Annotated in this window: 14 protein-coding genes; 5 read left to right on the top strand and 9 right to left on the bottom strand. The window is 52.7% G+C overall.

Translation table 11 applies throughout. The features are described 5' to 3' along the window. Positions 1–47: 47 nt before the first annotated feature. The 5 genes from IMCC3135_RS19310 to IMCC3135_RS19290 form a co-directional block, all read right to left on the bottom strand. Positions 48–554, bottom strand: a complete 507-nt coding sequence (locus IMCC3135_RS19310; RefSeq protein WP_088919095.1) for a Rab family GTPase — start codon at positions 552–554, stop codon at positions 48–50. Between the two features lie 6 nt (positions 555–560). Beyond that, positions 561–1,748, bottom strand: coding sequence for a hypothetical protein (locus IMCC3135_RS19305; protein WP_088919094.1), 1,188 nt, complete (start codon positions 1,746–1,748; stop codon positions 561–563). A gap of 22 nt (positions 1,749–1,770) precedes the next feature. Beyond that, positions 1,771–2,160, bottom strand: coding sequence for a hypothetical protein (locus tag IMCC3135_RS19300; RefSeq protein ID WP_088919093.1), 390 nt, complete (start codon positions 2,158–2,160; stop codon positions 1,771–1,773). A 506-nt stretch (positions 2,161–2,666) separates the two neighbouring features. Further along, on the bottom strand, positions 2,667–3,284 hold the full coding sequence (locus tag IMCC3135_RS34240) for a hypothetical protein (RefSeq protein ID WP_157736132.1): 618 nt from the start codon (positions 3,282–3,284) through the stop codon (positions 2,667–2,669). A gap of 269 nt (positions 3,285–3,553) precedes the next feature. Continuing rightward, positions 3,554–4,972 (bottom strand): helix-turn-helix domain-containing protein, encoded by a 1,419-nt coding sequence (locus tag IMCC3135_RS19290; RefSeq protein ID WP_088919091.1) that lies wholly within the window; start codon positions 4,970–4,972, stop codon positions 3,554–3,556. Between the two features lie 119 nt (positions 4,973–5,091). Here IMCC3135_RS19290 and IMCC3135_RS19285 point away from each other — a divergent pair, with 119 nt between their 5' ends. The 4 genes from IMCC3135_RS19285 to IMCC3135_RS19270 all read left to right on the top strand — a co-directional run bounded on the left by IMCC3135_RS19285 (position 5,092) and on the right by IMCC3135_RS19270 (position 11,616). Then, entirely contained in the window at positions 5,092–6,624 is a 1,533-nt protein-coding gene (locus tag IMCC3135_RS19285; protein WP_088919090.1) for an acyl-CoA carboxylase subunit beta, read from the top strand. Between the two features lie 11 nt (positions 6,625–6,635). Beyond that, positions 6,636–8,642, top strand: coding sequence for an acetyl-CoA carboxylase biotin carboxylase subunit (locus IMCC3135_RS19280; RefSeq protein WP_088919089.1), 2,007 nt, complete (start codon positions 6,636–6,638; stop codon positions 8,640–8,642). After that, positions 8,639–10,774: a methylmalonyl-CoA mutase gene (gene scpA / locus IMCC3135_RS19275; protein ID WP_088919088.1), complete on the top strand. Its 2,136-nt coding sequence runs from the start codon at positions 8,639–8,641 to the stop codon at positions 10,772–10,774. Before IMCC3135_RS19280 ends, scpA begins: the two co-directional genes overlap by 4 nt. A gap of 308 nt (positions 10,775–11,082) precedes the next feature. Beyond that, on the top strand, positions 11,083–11,616 hold the full coding sequence (locus IMCC3135_RS19270) for a hypothetical protein (RefSeq protein WP_088919087.1): 534 nt from the start codon (positions 11,083–11,085) through the stop codon (positions 11,614–11,616). 99 nt (positions 11,617–11,715) lie between these two features. On the opposite strand, the gene IMCC3135_RS19265 is transcribed toward IMCC3135_RS19270, so the two are convergent. Further along, complete coding sequence (locus tag IMCC3135_RS19265) at positions 11,716–12,156, bottom strand: type 1 periplasmic-binding domain-containing protein (RefSeq protein WP_088919086.1); 441 nt, start codon at positions 12,154–12,156, stop codon at positions 11,716–11,718. Between IMCC3135_RS19265 and IMCC3135_RS19260 the strand changes: the two genes are divergently transcribed. Continuing rightward, a complete protein-coding gene (locus IMCC3135_RS19260) occupies positions 12,149–13,003 on the top strand; it encodes a methylmalonyl-CoA mutase family protein (RefSeq protein ID WP_335589301.1) in 855 nt (284 codons plus the stop codon). The genes IMCC3135_RS19265 and IMCC3135_RS19260 overlap by 8 nt on opposite strands. A gap of 21 nt (positions 13,004–13,024) precedes the next feature. Here the strand turns inward: IMCC3135_RS19260 and IMCC3135_RS19255 are convergent, their stop codons facing one another. The 3 genes from IMCC3135_RS19255 to IMCC3135_RS19245 are packed head-to-tail and all read right to left on the bottom strand — an operon-like array spanning position 13,025 to position 15,978. Continuing rightward, positions 13,025–13,642 carry a hypothetical protein gene (locus IMCC3135_RS19255; RefSeq protein ID WP_088919084.1) on the bottom strand — a complete coding sequence of 206 codons (618 nt, stop codon included), beginning with the start codon at positions 13,640–13,642 and terminating at the stop codon, positions 13,025–13,027. Positions 13,643–13,645: 3 nt separating this feature from the next. Further along, positions 13,646–13,975, bottom strand: coding sequence for a hypothetical protein (locus tag IMCC3135_RS19250; RefSeq protein WP_088919083.1), 330 nt, complete (start codon positions 13,973–13,975; stop codon positions 13,646–13,648). Beyond that, entirely contained in the window at positions 13,972–15,978 is a 2,007-nt protein-coding gene (locus IMCC3135_RS19245) for a RiPP maturation radical SAM C-methyltransferase (protein WP_088919082.1), read from the bottom strand. Before IMCC3135_RS19245 ends, IMCC3135_RS19250 begins: the two co-directional genes overlap by 4 nt. Positions 15,979–15,983: the final 5 nt, after the last annotated feature.

The following is a 15,983-nucleotide window of genomic DNA, read 5'->3' as shown; positions in this document are numbered from 1 at the left end:
GCAAACCCTCTCTATTGTGTGAATACGCGACCATTAGCTCTTTTCCCCTAACCCGTCGGTCTGAGTGTGATCATCCGGCTGGTCAATGCGTGAAAAGCTTCGTCAACACCATCGCCTGTTAATGCGCTGGTGCTCACTGTGGTGCAGGCCTGTTCGCAAAGCACTGTAATGGCATCCTGGAGCAGCGGATCTTCATCCAAGTCGCATTTACTCAGTATCACAACGTATGGCAGCCCGGGGTAGGCTTGTTTCACGCGTTCGTGCACTTCAATAGCTGTTTCAACGGTTTCAGAGCGCGAGCTGTCGATCACCAGCATATATCCTGATAAGCCTTTAAGATACGAAATCAGGATTCTCCGGTATTTATCTTCACCCTGGATATCCCATACCACAAGCTGAACATCTTCCTGCTCCAGTGAGACTATTTTCTTGTCGATCTTTACACCGATCGTTGTCAGGTAGCGTTCAGAAAATGTACTGGAAACGAATCGTCTTACCAGGCTCGTTTTGCCAACTCTCACTGTTCCAAGCAAGCATATTTTTTTTGTAATCACGTTCGTTTACTCTTCATTTGATTGAACGGACGTTAGCAAGCCTGGCTCGTTACTGGCGTCTGTAGACGCCCGAACCTGGTTTGTACGTCGCCGCACAATTTCATTTTCAGCTGACAGAAAGGCATGAGTTGTCAGTGTCAAGTCAGAGGGGTCAATGCCAGCCAGTAACAGCACCAGCTTTGGTGAGCGTGCCTGCGGATCCTTGAGCATTTGAATTCGAGATGTTCGCCAGCCACGCTCAGTGTTCAACACGACAAGACCGGGCGTGCTCGAGAGCTCATTCAGGATAGAGTCCCACCGGGAATGTCGTTCGTTGGTTACGAACGCGATGGATGTGAACAGTACAGCTGCGCCCAGAATGATACTGTTGAGCCGACGATGGCCCCATAATGATGTCTTTTTTTTCTCTTGAATTTGCGCTGATAAACACGATTCCAAATCCGCTTTGATGGGCTCAAAAGTGGCTAATTCACCGTTGAACTGATCTAGCGGTGCGCTGTACTGGGCGTGTATGCGCTCAAGAATCTCTACAAAGGGTTGTCTGTCCAACTCTGTCGCCATGCCTCTGATGACGACGGCCAGGACAGCTTTGGGACCCCATTCAACCCAGACGGTAATATCGCCAATGCTGAGCGTGTTCATGCCATCAAAATTATCGACGGCAAAAGCCTCCTGGACGAAATGACGTATGGCGTCGAGCATTCCCGAGACGATATCGGCATCCTGGGTTGTACGGTCTTCGACCACAACCTGCGAGAGTACAATGCTGCTTTCAGTATGTATGAGCAGCAGTTGTTCTATCTGATATGGCGCGCCTTTGGTTATGTTGGATGGTTCGAACAAGCTTGCCACCAGTTTTCGAACCGCTGGACCCAGAACCGGATACAGTGCTCCGGCCATTACATCAGGCTCGGTTTCAAACGTACGTTTGACGCCTTTCAGAATGTCCGGTTCAAGCGCCTCGGCAAGTGAGACACCACGTTCATGCAAGTGATCAATTGCCTCACGCAACACCTCACTGACATCAGCGGTGCGCCTGCTGAGATCATCTTGTCGTGTCGTGATGTCCTCCAGCAATTTCTGTTGTGCCGCTTGCTGTTCATTGACTTGCAGCAGCAACAGTTCACGCAAATGCGCTAGTTGCGCGTCGGTATCTGTTGCCTCATCGATGTGTTGGCGTTGTGCAGAGCTCATGGTGGTTTTGTGCTCTTGCGATCTAAGAGTTGGACGGGCCCAGGTCGCGAGACAAACCAGCCAATAGTTTTGACAGATTCTCCTGATTTACTTTTTCAGAATCCAATTGTGTCAAGTGCTGCAATTTTTCAGTCAGTCTTTGTTCAAGCGCTTTGAACTGAGCTTGATTAGCTGCCTCAAGCGCTGTAATTCTTTGTTCGATCTCAAGTGATGCTGTGCGAAACAGAATCGACTGAATCATTCCCAGGTCGCCATCGGCAAAGGTGACAGGTGCCGGCTCAGTCTCAGGTGATTTTGTTGGTAGTGATGTGATTGAAGCTTTTTTGGAGTTGTTGCTCATAACAATTTTCCTGTAGCTGCACGCAAGCGACAGCTTTGTTTGTGTTCTGTGAAGGGCATTCCAGAACATCATTATTAAAATGCCGTAGTAACATGTTAGCGACCCTCAAGCTGGCTGCTTTAACATTCGGCATTAAAGCATTCTCGCCGGTATGCATGGTTGGACCGATGTCTTGTGCATATAGGGGCCTGGCGTGAGATTAACTTCATATAACTATTGTGAACTTTGCCCGGAGGGCAATGTCCGGGTAGCTATCGCTTTGCCAATATGCAGGTGCGGCACCAGGTTCGATCACAGGAACGTTGAGTGTTCTCTATAGGGCGAGTTTGTGCCAAGTTGGGCAAGCAGCCTCTACATCAGCGCCGCAGGGCGCGAGTTGGGAATGGCTGCGATGGGGCGCCTATAGAGTATGGCGAGTCAGCACATCTTGATGGACTGAATTCACATCAATTGATTGGCTTCAAGGACAAGGAGCTAAGCTTTGTCTGCATGAGCAAGCCTCATCGGCGCCTTGAGGAGCCGATGAGGTCGGATGCCATCGGTAGTGATGGCCTGAGGGAAAATGCGTCAGAGATTAATCAATCACAACCCAGGGTGATTTTGCATGAGTTGATTTGCTCTTCGGAAAACAGGTCAATTGAATTTGTCCCGGGGATATTCGGAAAGTCGTAATTGGCGGTTGTCGCAGGGGTTACTGTTACAGTTTCGCCAGTTTCAATAACCGTGACATCCAATTGGAAATCGGCTTCTATGGAGCAGGTGGCAGGCACTAATACAGAAGCATTCGTGACTGTAAGGGAATTCTCAAAGCGTTCATCGTTGTATTCCTCAAAGGGTGGCTCTTGCTCGTAGGCAAGTTCGGTTAAACGGCGAGTAATTTCATTCGCAGTAGAGCCGAGAACACAATCATTGGATTGGTCGCAATCACCATCAACCGGAAAGAAATCAGCGCCATCATGGTTTTCCATATGACTTAATGCGCCGTTCAGGGAGAGCGACAGTAGTTTGGTCTTACCATTAGGCTTGACGTGGCATACTTCCACTTTTTCCGGCTTGCCATGGGTATGGTGATTTTTTTTAGAGTGACCGTGGCCATTACCTGCTTGCGCTGCAGTTGCACCCAGTAATCCGATTGACAAGAAAACCGGAATAAAGGTCGATAACGCAAGTGAGGTGCATGTGTTTTTCGTACGCATGAATTGGCTTCCAAGGTTGGCCGTCGTGAGAGTATTAATAATCAGGATCTTTTAATCGCGAAAATTACGTGGATCGGCTTGATCAACGTTTCGACGCGATGCCCTGTGATGAAAAATGTAACATATAGACTCAGGATGTATTGCTTATTAGCATGCTATGGATACACATTGTTTACACATTTGAGCGCTTCTGCTCGTTTCGACAAAAGAGCTGAACACACATTCACATCCGCAGAGTATATGCAAGCGGGGCTACATCAGGCCCAGCATCAAGAGCTGATGGAGTATGGCATTAAAGCCCGATTATTCTGATCAATCATCAGCTCCCGCTTCAAGGGTGGTAATGCCCGCTGCACACAATTTTCACGTTCACAGATACGACAAGAAACTCCAATAGGCTCAAAGCTCTCCAGTGGCTGGCCCGCAAAACTGTCGCTGTAAACAAACTCATCCTTGAACCGGTACTCGCAACCCAGTGCCAGGGCATATTGCTGGGTCGGGTCCTTGAAGCCTCCCGTTGGTTTGTCAACAGTGCAAGCCAGGCACAGGTACTGTACGCCATCCGGTGTTTCCGCCAGTTGCCGAATGATTTTTCCGGGAGACTCAAAAGCTCGATGCGCATTCCATAAAGGGCAGGCCGAGCCAAACCGGGCAAACTGCAATTTGGTGGCGCTGTGACGTTTGGTAATATTGCCAGCCCGATCCAGGCGAGCAAAGAAAATGGGAATGCCGTTTAGTCCGGGCCTTTGCAAGGTGCTCAGGCGGTGGGCTATCTGTTCAATGCTGCACTGGAAGCGATCTGCCAGATCAACCAGGTCATGGCGTAGTTCGCGTGCGGATTTCTGAAAGCGGGTGTAGGGCATCAGCAATGCCCCGGCAAAATAGTTGGCCAGGCCTCGGCGACAGATACTATTGGCCTCATCGCTACCGAAGCTGGCCTTGTCGATGATTTTATTCATGATGTCTGCGTGTTCCAACAAGGCAATCTGGTGCGCCATCTGGAAGGCTCGGGTGGAGCTGGGATGTCGACGGTTCAGGTGCAGTTGGCGCGTATGTGGATCAAAGGATCGAATAGTGGAGCTGTTCGACAGGTCCACGCCAATGGTGACACTGTGCTTGTCGTGTAGATACTGCGTCAGCTGTTGATCGCGATCCGTAGAGGTCTCATCAAAGAGACTGGTTGATAGCGATTCTGCAAGCAGATCCAGCTCATGGACATAGTTGTCGTTAAAATGGAAATAATCCCTGATCTGTTCATAGGGTGTTGGCTGGACGATAACGCCTGCGCGGGTAATGGTGTCATCCAGCTCCGCTAGCTGATCACTGGAGCGTCGCAGGGCTTCATGCATGGCAATTAGAGCCATGGCAACACCCGGAGAGTTCTGGCTGGCCAGTCGTAATTCTCGCGAGGAAGGTACCTTGCCCTTGAAAACAGGATCGGCAAAACACTCTGTCAGGCTCGCCAGTAGCCGATCACCATCCTGGCGCGACAAGCTGGCGATATCCACGGCAAAATGCTCTGCCAGGCCCAGCAGAATGGTCGCTGTAGCATGACGCTGGTTATTCTCAAGCTGGTTCAGGTAGCTGGTGGAGATCCCCAGCTTCTGTGCAAATCCGGCTTGCGTCAGCTTGTGCTCTTCACGTAGAACGCGCAGTTTTTCACCGAGGAACAGTTTTTGGCTTCTCATTATACAAGTTTACTAATTAATTATTGTAATTTGCAACATTCACAACGTAACGCCTTAATACACTTGCATTGGTCAATATTTATTGCGATGCTCAGGAAATACAAAAACGAGCAGCATGCATGAACGCCATCACGCAAGAACTGGAGAAACGTCGCGAACAGGCACGCCTGGGAGGCGGACAGGTTCGGATCGACAAACAGCACGCCAAAGGCAAACTGACCGCGCGTGAACGACTGGATGTCTTGCTGGATGACGAATCCTTTGAAGAATACGATCTGTACAAGACGCATCGCTGTGTCGATTTTGGCATGAGTGAGGATCGACCACCCGGAGATGGAGTGGTGACCGGCTGGGGCACCATCAATGGTCGCCCAGTGTATGTGTTCTCTCAGGACTTCACCGTCTTCGGTGGTTCCTTGTCTGAGACCCATGCCGAGAAGATCTGCAAGGTCATGGATCTGGCGGTTCAGAATGGCGTGCCGCTCATTGGCCTTAACGATTCTGGTGGTGCCCGTATCCAGGAAGGGGTTGCCTCCTTGGGTGGCTATGCCGAGGTGTTCTATCGCAACGTGCAGGCCTCGGGTGTCATCCCGCAAATCTCGGTCATCATGGGTCCTTGTGCCGGTGGTGCGGTCTATTCCCCCGCCATGACGGACTTCATTTTCATGGTGCGCGATACCAGCCATATGTTTGTCACCGGCCCCGATGTGGTCAAGACCGTGACCAATGAAATCGTCACGGCAGAAGAGCTGGGCGGTGCCGGTACTCACACAAAAACCTCGTCTGTCGCTGATGGCGCATTTGATAATGATGTGGACGCTCTGCTTGAGATCAGAAGACTCTACGAATTCCTGCCGCTGTCCAGTCAGGACAAAGCGCCGATATCGGAAACCGTTGATGCCTTCGATCGGCTAGAGCCTTCTCTGGATACCCTGGTGCCCAAGGATGCCAACAAGGCCTACGACATGCACCAGGCTATTCGTTGCATTGCCGATGAGGGTGATTTCTTTGAAATACAGGCAGACTTTGCTGGCAACATCCTGTGCGGCTTTATCCGCATCAATGGCCAGAGTGTCGGTGTCGTCGCTAATCAGCCGATGGTCCTGGCCGGTTGTCTGGATATCAACAGCGCCAGAAAAGCGGCCCGCTTTGTCCGTTTCTGCGATGCCTTCAATATCCCCTTGTTGACGCTGGTCGATGTGCCAGGCTTCCTGCCCGGTACCGCTCAGGAATATGGCGGCATCATCAAACACGGTGCCAAGCTGTTGTTTGCCTACGCCGAGGCGACTGTGCCCAAGGTCACCGTCATCTTGCGTAAAGCCTACGGCGGTGCCTATGACGTCATGGCCTCAAAGCACATCAGAGCCGATGTCAACTACGCCTGGCCGACGGCGGAAATTGCGGTTATGGGAGCTAAAGGGGCGACCGAGATTCTGTATCGAAGTGAGCGTGATGATGCCGAAAAGATTGCCAGCCGCACACGTGACTACGAAGATCGTTTCGCCAATCCCTTCATCGCTGCCCAACGCGGTTTTATTGATGAGGTAATCCAGCCGCATTCGACTCGTCGACGTGTCGGTAGAGCGTTCGAGATTCTCAAGAACAAGAGCGTAACGAGCCCGGTCAAGAAGCACGACAACATCCCACTATGAGACAAGCGACCATGTTTAAAAAGATTCTGGTAGCCAACCGTGGTGAGATAGCTTGCCGTGTGTTCAGCACCGCCAAGAAAATGGGTATCAAGACGGTAGCGATCTATTCTGATGCCGATGCTCAAGCTCTGCATACGCGCACGGCCGATGAGGCGGTTTGCATTGGTGGCCTGACAGCCGCAGAAAGCTATCTGCAAATCGACAAGGTGATTGATGCCTGTCGCAAGAGTGGCGCTGATGCCGTGCACCCGGGCTATGGTTTTCTTTCAGAGCAGGCGGCGTTCGCCGAACGTCTGGCAGCAGAGGGTATCGCCTTTATCGGTCCCTCGCCCAGTGCCATGCTGTCCATGGGTGACAAGATCACCTCCAAGAAACTGTCGTCTGAAGCCGGTGTCAATACGGTACCAGGCTTCATGGGCATCATTGACGATGCTCAGCACTGTGTGAAAATCGCCTCCGAAATCGGCTATCCCGTCATGATCAAGGCCAGCGCTGGTGGCGGTGGCAAGGGCATGCGTATCGCCTGGAATGATGCCGAAGCTCTGGAAGGTTTCGAGCGCTCCAAGTCAGAGGCAAAATCCTCCTTCGGCGACGATCGCATCTTTGTCGAAAAATTCATTACCTCTCCTCGCCATATAGAAATACAAGTACTGGCAGATTCTCACGGCAACTGCCTCTACCTGGGTGAGCGCGAGTGTTCCATTCAGCGCCGTAATCAGAAAGTCGTGGAAGAGGCACCATCGCCTTTTCTGGATGAGGCGACTCGGCGTGCCATGGGTGAGCAGGCGGTGGCCTTGAGTCGCGCCGTGGATTACGTGAGTGCCGGTACGGTCGAGTTCATCGTTGACAGCGAGAAGCAATTCTACTTTCTGGAAATGAATACACGTCTGCAGGTTGAGCATCCGGTTACAGAACTTATCACCGGTATCGACCTGGTTGAGCAGATGATTCGGGTGGCAGCGGGTGAGAAGCTCGGGCTGACACAGGATGAGGTCAAGCTGAATGGTTGGGCGATTGAAAGCCGTCTGTATGCCGAAGATCCCAAGCGTGGGTTCCTGCCTTCCATCGGCCGCTTGAGTCGCTATCGACCACCGGTCAGTGGTGCCAGTGATGAGCTGGTGGTGCGTAACGATACGGGTGTGGATGAGGGCGGTGAGATCTCGATGTACTACGATCCCATGATTGCCAAGCTGTGTACCTGGTCACCCACACGAGAAGCGGCCATTGATGCCATGTCGCGTGCATTGGATCAGTTCGAGCTGGAAGGGGTGGGTAACAATCTGCAGTTCCTGTCGGCCATCATGAATCATCCTCGATTCAAGTCGGGCAACATCAGCACCGCCTTCATCGAAGAGGAATACCCGGATGGCTTCAATGATGTGGAGCCGCCAGCGGATATCAAGAAATTGTTCGCAATGGCTGCCGCTGTTATTGCCAGAAAGTCCATACGCAGCAACCCTCAGGGTCGTCAATCCAATGTGATGTCGGGTGCGCGGGCCAATGGCCGCCACGTCTCCAAAGTGCTGATTGCCGGTGAACAGGTGCCTGTAACCCTGATCGATCAGCAGGATCACTATCAGCTTGAGGTGGAAGGTCAGCAGCTCCGGGTAAGCACGGACTGGGTTGCCGGCAATACCATTCTGAGCCTGCTGGTGGATGACAAGGCCTATGACTTCAAGCTCAGTCGGCGTGTGGCAGCCATCGGTCTGGAACACGGTGGTTATCTGGTCAAGGCGCAGGTGCTCAGTGAGCGCAAGGCTGAGCTGGCATTGCTGATGCCAGTCAAGCAAGCTGCCGATATGTCCCGCTATCTGCTATGCCCGATGCCTGGGCTGGTTACCACCTTGCTGGTCAAGGAAGGCGACAAGATAGAGCCCGGTCAGCCACTGGCAATCGTTGAGGCCATGAAGATGGAGAACGTACTGCAATCCGAAGTGAGCGGCGTGGTCTCTAGCGTACCGGTGGCCGCTGGTGATAGTCTGCAGGTGGATGACATCATCATGGAGTTCGAAACATGAGTGAGAGCAATAGCACCTGGACCGAGCTTGCGCGTCGGGAGCTAAAAGATCGACCGCTGGAATCGATCTGCACCCAGACCCCCGAAGGTATTTCCATCAAGCCTTTGTATACGATTGAGGACAGTCCGGCCGCAGCCGCTGAAGCCATTCCGGGTGTGGCGCCTTTCGCCCGGGGTGTACGGGCCACCATGTACACCGGTCGTCCCTGGACGATTCGTCAATATGCAGGCTTCTCCACAGCGGAGGCGTCCAACGCCTTCTATCGCAAGAATCTGGCAGCGGGTCAGAAGGGCTTGTCGGTCGCTTTCGATCTGGCCACCCACCGTGGCTATGACAGTGATCATGAGCGCGTCGTCGGTGATGTTGGCAAGGCTGGCGTTGCGATCGATACCGTGGAAGACATGAAGATTCTGTTCGACGGTATCCCGCTGGACAAGATGTCGGTATCGATGACTATGAACGGCGCTGTTCTGCCTATCCTGGCCATGTTTATCGTGGCAGGTGAGGAGCAGGGCTATGATCAGTCGTTGCTCAGCGGCACGGTACAAAACGATGTTCTGAAAGAATTCATGGTGCGTAATACCTATATCTATCCACCTGAGCCCTCCATGCGAATCGTGGCCGATATCATCGATTACACCTCCCGGGAGATGCCGCGTTTCAATTCGATATCAATTTCCGGATATCACATGCAGGAGGCGGGTGCAAACCTGGCGCAGGAGCTTGCCTATACGCTGGCTGACGGCATGGAATATGTACGAGCCGCGCAATCCAAAGGGCTGGATATCGATGCCTTTGCTGGCAGGTTATCGTTCTTTTTCTGCATCGGCATGGACTTCTTCATGGAGGTGGCCAAGCTACGTGCCGCCCGCATGCTGTGGTCTCGCATCATGACTGATCTGGGGGCACAGAAAGAAAGCTCCAAGCTGCTGCGTACCCATTGCCAGACCTCCGGTGTGTCATTGACCGAACAGGACCCTTACAACAATGTAGTCAGGACTGCCTATGAGGCGCTGGCTGCGGTGCTGGGTGGAACACAATCGCTGCATACAAACTCTTTTGATGAGGCGATTGCTCTGCCAACCGAGGCCTCTGCACGCATCGCCCGTAATACACAGCTGATACTGCAACATGAGACCGGCGTTACCCGTACGGTCGATCCTTTGGGTGGTTCCTATTATGTCGAATCCCTGACCTCGGAGCTGATGGAGACTGCCTGGGCCATGATCCAGGAGATCGAAGAGCATGGAGGCATGACTAAAGCCTTGCTTGATGGTCTGCCCAAGCGCCGTATAGAAGAGGCCGCTACCGCCCGTCAGGCGCGGGTAGACAATGGCGATGATGTGATTGTGGGTGTTAATCAGTATCGCCTTGAAAATGAGGTGCCCATTGATGTGCACAGAGTCGACAATGCCGAGGTTCGGCGTCAGCAGATCGAACGGCTCAAGCGGGTGAGGCGCGAGCGTGATGAGGCGATCTGTGCAAAGTCACTGGCGGATTTGACACAGATTGCCAAGAGTCAGTCCGGTAATCTACTGGCAGCGGCTGTGGACGCTGCTCGAAACCGGGCAACCCTGGGTGAAATATCAGACGCGCTGGAAAGCGAATTTGGTCGGCATCAGGCCAAGACCGAAGTGGTCTCGGGTATCTATCAAAAACAGAGTGAGACATCACCTGAGTTCCTGCATGTCAAAAAACGTGTGGAAGACTTCAAGACCTCACACGGTCGGGCACCGCATCTGCTGGTGGCCAAGATGGGTCAGGATGGGCATGACCGCGGTGCAAAGGTCATTGCTTCATCGTTCGGTGATATCGGCTTCAAGATAGGCATGTCCGATCTTTTCCTGACCCCAGAAGAGGTGGCTGATCTATGTATCAAGGATGGGGTTGATGTGGTGGGTGTCTCCAGCCTGGCCGGAGGTCATCAAACCTTGATACCACAACTGATCAATTTGCTGGCTGATAAGGGTCGAGCTGATATCAAGGTCGTTTGCGGCGGGGTTATTCCTGAGCAGGACTACGAGGCCTTGCGTGATGCCGGCGTTGCGGAGATCTTCGGACCGGGAACCAGTGTCATCGATGCGGCGAATGCTGTGCTTGGGCAGATTCTGGGGGAGCGTCGAAATCGCTGATGGATGGGTGAGCGAGCTGTGTGTTTGACACAACTTGCATTATCGCTTGAGCAGATGCACACCAATCAGCATACTGGGCCATCGTGAGCATTGTTGAGTGACAGGTCAGGCTCCGGGGTGTCGAAGTTCAGCCCTGAATGTATCCCTCTATAATCCGAAATATAATAAGAACGGCGTGATTCCTGCGTTCTGTACAGTTACTGTCAGTTCAGGATTGGGTGAAAATGTCATCCTCCAGCGATCACATGCTAATTTCAAGGAAACTTGTCACTAACCTCATCTGTGGGTCTGCCGTTCTTTTTTTCCTGATGTTCTATACGGACAAGACACAGGGCGTTGATCGTTTCCGGGTGGAACAGAACCTGCCGGAGAATCTTGTAGAAGACGCCAGGATGTCCAGCGAGTTAAACAGCGAACTGACGCCGATCCATCTGGATTTGAAGTCAGAGCTTGAGAGTACTGACCTGAGCACTGTTGCCTCCATACAGGTACGCAGGTTGGTATGGGAGATTGCTCCCTCTTCTACCGAATCTTCATTAGATCAGAAGGAAGACGGGCTGGCCGACAATTTCAATTTTTTGGAATCGATGAAGTTGTACATTGCCGCAGAGGTGAACGGTGAGCGCAAGGAGGTTTTTCTGGCCGGCGTGAACGATTTCAATCTCAGATTCGGTGGTAACCGGAAACAGCTGACCATGAAGCAAAATGGTATGGATATCAAAGAGTTTGTCGAAGCCCCCGGGGGTTTTCATATTCTTGCGCATATTCATGGAACACCACCACCGGATAGGGTGATTTTTACGGGTAAGGTGACGTACAGAATCACTACAGATGGTAGTTGATTCTTTTTAAATTCACGGCTAAAAAGTAACTGGCACGGCAGATGGCCTGAGCCCAGCAATTCGATACGTATTCATCGACCGACCAGGGTACCGAGGCTTTCAATAAATATTATCCGCCAATAATATATCCATACGAATGCGTTCCTGCGATTCAACGATTGGCTTGCCTTCGTAATAGGCGCGTAGAACGCGCATGGCACTGCGCGCGATGTGATCGGTATTCTGGGAAATGATCGCATCCACTTGTCCTTTGGCCACAGCTTTTCGAACCGGGTCGGACAGCTCGTGCATGATGACAACGGGTGACTTGTCGGTGTCATCCAGTGCCTGCAGGATGCCCTTGTTGCCCGCGGCAATGGAATAGAGCCCCAGTAGTTGCGGCTCGTTCTGATGAATCGGCCCATCAGATTGCCAACCACGCGACCGGCAGACACATTGTCGATGCCCACGAAGTGGTGTCGTGCTGAATCGGGAATGTCGGAAACCAGCGTGATGAAGAGCATGGTGGCATGACCAAGGCCTTGCTTGATGTCTGCCCAAGCGCCGTATAGAGGAGGCCGCTACCGCCCGTCAGGCACGGGTAGACAATGGCGATGATGTGATCGTGGGAGTCAATCAGTATCGTCTGGAAAATGAGGTACCCATTGATGTGCACAGAGTCGACAATGCCGAGGTTCGACGTCAGCAGATCGAACGGCTCAAGCGGGTTAAGCGCGAGCGTGACGAGTCGGTCTGTGCAAAGGCCCTGGCGGATTTGACACAGATTGCCAAGAGTCAGTCCGGTAATCTACTGGCAGCAGCTGTGGACGCCGCTCGAAGTCGAGCAACTCTGGGTGAAATATCAGACGCGCTGGAAAGCGAATTTGGTCGGCATCAGGCCAAGACCGAAGTGGTTTCGGGCATCTATGAAAAACAGAGTGAAACATCGCCTGAATTCGTACATGTCAGAAAACGTGTTGAAGATTTCAAGAGCTCACACGGTCGGGCGCCGCATTTGCTGGTGGCCAAAATGGGCCAGGATGGACATGATCGCGGTGCAAAGGTGATTGCCTCATCGTTCGGTGATATCGGCTTCAAGATAGGCATGTCCGATCTTTTTCTCACCCCAGAAGAGGTGGCTGAGCTGTGCATCAAGGATGGGGTCGATGTTGTCGGTGTCTCCAGTCTGGCCGGAGGTCATCAAACGTTGATACCACAACTGATCAATTTGCTGGCTGATAAGGGGCATGCCGATATCAAGGTCGTTTGCGGCGGAGTCATTCCGGAACAGGACTACGATGCCTTGCGTGATGCAGGTGTTGCGGAGATATTCGGACCGGGAACCAGTGTTATCGATGCGGCGAATGCCGTGCTCGGGCAGATTCTGGGAGAGCGTCGGAACCGTTGATGGCTTGTGACCTGCTGCAGGTCATACCTTGACCATCTGGAAACACAAGACGCTGATCCAGCGTTGGAAGCCGTCTGCAGCGGGTAGTACCTCGTGTGGAACGCAGCCGCCCAGCAGCAGCACTGACTGGCTTTGCTGTGGGTGCAGGTCACGATGGGCGGCGGCGGCATCGATCCGCTCAAGCGGCGTGCGAATGGAGGCAGGGTAGACTCTCAATGCGCCTGAGGGGACTGGTGCGTCGACCCGGTGAAGGCAGGTGACCAGAGTCACGTCACAGGTTCGGATATCCCGGTGCCGGGCCAGAAAATGCCCTTGCTGGTCATAGTACGAATAGGTGCCGCAACCCGATGTGGGTTTCAACCGGCATCCGCACCACTGGGATAACGTATGGTGTAGATCGGTGTCGTGGTAGAAGGCCATTTGGGATGGCCCGCCGTCTGCCGAAGCCAGATGTCTGGCAGGGTCTGCTGAACGCCAGTGACCCTGACCACTGGTGGTCTGCACCTGTTCTTTCGCAACAGACCTCTGCGAGGCACATTCTTTAAACAGTGCCCTGAACAGCGTAGCTGATATCAACTGGTCGATGAGCAATGCACCACCACTTGCGATTATAGCCGGGCGCTGGCGAGTCGTCATCATGGCTTATCCGAAACTGCCGGGGCCGAAATCCAGTGGCTGATGCAGTTCCACTGCCGTGCAGCTGTCGGCAAGGCTTGAGGGAAGTTTTATCTGAGACAGTTCGGATATCGCAGTGCCTTCGACAAGAAAGAACGCGTGCTGCTGGTCGTCTACCGTGACCGCATAATCAAAAGCTTCCGAAAATATCAGTCGATTGGCAGTAATTACCAAAGATCCGCCGATGATCCTCTGTACGGCGAAATGCAGTGCTTCCAGAGCCACAACCGCAGCACCGATTGTGCTTTCTGACCTGGGTAGAACGGTGGCTGTCAATTTGTCATCAGTGCCTGTCATGTACTTGTCTCCAACACGTCTGCGCGTTGCACCAGTGTACGCGTGTCTTTCATCGTCATATTGACGACAGGCACAGTTCCAATTGTTGTACGCGACCTGGGTCTGTGACGTTGTTCTGCGGCATTTGCCAGTGAGTCGGGAAAATTTTCATAGATTCCCAGAGCCAGATAATGTTTGCCTTCACACAACACCAGTTCATGTTTCTCGAGCCAGTCAAGCAGGTGTTGAATATCCTCAACGCTGAAATGCGAGGCAGGAAACAGTCCCTGCAGGCGCCGTTGGATGCTGGTGACACTACTGACTCGATCACACAGAACATAGATCAGTCGGTCAAAGCCAGCCAGTTGGTAGCGCCTGGGGTCGCACGATTGTCGTGTGTCAGTGATCGTGAGCACGGATCTGTCATCCTCCACCCGAAGCTCCGGACGTTCGTAATCACGCTTCCACAGATCGATGGCCGCCAACAGTTCGGAGGCATCGATGGGGGTGTGTTTGTCGTCATAGTCGAAATCGAAATAACCCACCATCTGCTTCAGCAATGCGTCGTCGAAAGGGTAGAGGTAGGCGAAAACGGCCATGGGTCGCACGTTGAGAATGCCAAACAGTGCAGGTGTCGAGTGATAAGGGCTGAAACGATCGAGGCGAATCTGACCATGCCCTGATGGCGGCTGTAGATGGCCTATCTTCCTGAATGTTTCCAGTATCGATGAATAGTCTTCCAGTCTTTCCCCGGGGAATCCGTAGAGGATGTTCCAGTCAACTGATACATCCAGTTCGCGGCACCATTTCAACAGTTGCACGTTGCGTAGTGCATCCGTTCCTTTCCGCATCAATGAGAGCACATGTGTTGAAAGACTCTCAATTCCAGGCTGGATATTCCGAATGCCCGAGTCACGCAGCAAGCTGACCTGCTGACGACTCAGATTTGCCTTCACCTCGAAGAACAAACGACGTGGGCTTCTCTGTTCTGCGAGCCGTGGTAGCAGAGTACGAAAATATTGCATATCAAGAATATTATCGACCACGGAAATGTCATGAACCTGCCAGGTGGACTCCAGGCTCGCAAGCTCCGACAGGACACGATCGGCAGACTTGGACCGAAACACCATACCGTTTCCGTTGAGGCCGCAAAATGTACAATGACTGCTGGCACCCCACCAGCAACCGCGCGAGGTTTCTAGCAAGAGTGCCGGGGTCACCTGTGCTCGCCGGGTCCCTTTGTCCAGCATCGCAAAGTAATCGCTAAAATCAGGTATGGAGACAGTGTCCATGTCCTTGACAGGTTCTGCAGGCAATGTGCTGACTACCGCAGCTGTATTGTCCCGATAGAGCAACCCTGGTATGTGATCCAGAGTGCTACCTTGGGCCAAGCTATCAACGAGCATTGGAAAGCTGTGATCAGCCTCGCCCTGACATACAAAGTCGACAAACGAAAATTGCTGAAACAGTGCCTTGCCCATCTGGTCTTCCCAGTTGGCACCACCAAACACTATCTGCAGGTGCGGGTAGTTGCTGGCCAACGCACGGGCTAGTGCCAGTGAGGCAAGATTTTGGGTAAAGGTTGACGTAAAGCCTACCAGTTGATAACGGTTCCAGTCGACAGTTGTCAGGCATTGTTCAATGTAGGCGGGCGTCTGCTCGCGAATGGCAATGATACGGGCGACATCCTGGCGACTCAACCGCCAGGTCTCCAGTAGAATCGATTGCACATAATCCCAATCGAGATCAGGCTGGCGTCCATAAAGAGGTAACGTGAAACACCAGTCTCCAGCAAACGAAGTGTAGGGCACCCCGTCAGTCAGCCATCGATATGTATCAAGCCCAGTCAGATCGAGCAGCTCACTGAGTAGATAGTGAACATCGCAAGTAATCCCGCGTTCGGTCAACCCCTGCTTCAACAGGCTGATACCCAGCGCAGGGCGGTCGACTGATCCAAAAGGCATCGACACCAGCGCCACCTGAAAATCCGGGGGCACTGGCGCCTTTTTCGAACGCTTTGCCATGATCG

Origin of the sequence: Granulosicoccus antarcticus IMCC3135 (genome assembly GCF_002215215.1) — a bacterium.
Lineage (GTDB): Bacteria > Pseudomonadota > Gammaproteobacteria > Granulosicoccales > Granulosicoccaceae > Granulosicoccus > Granulosicoccus antarcticus.
Note: the sequence above shows the minus strand (reverse complement) of the source record. Positions and strands in the feature narration are given on the sequence as shown.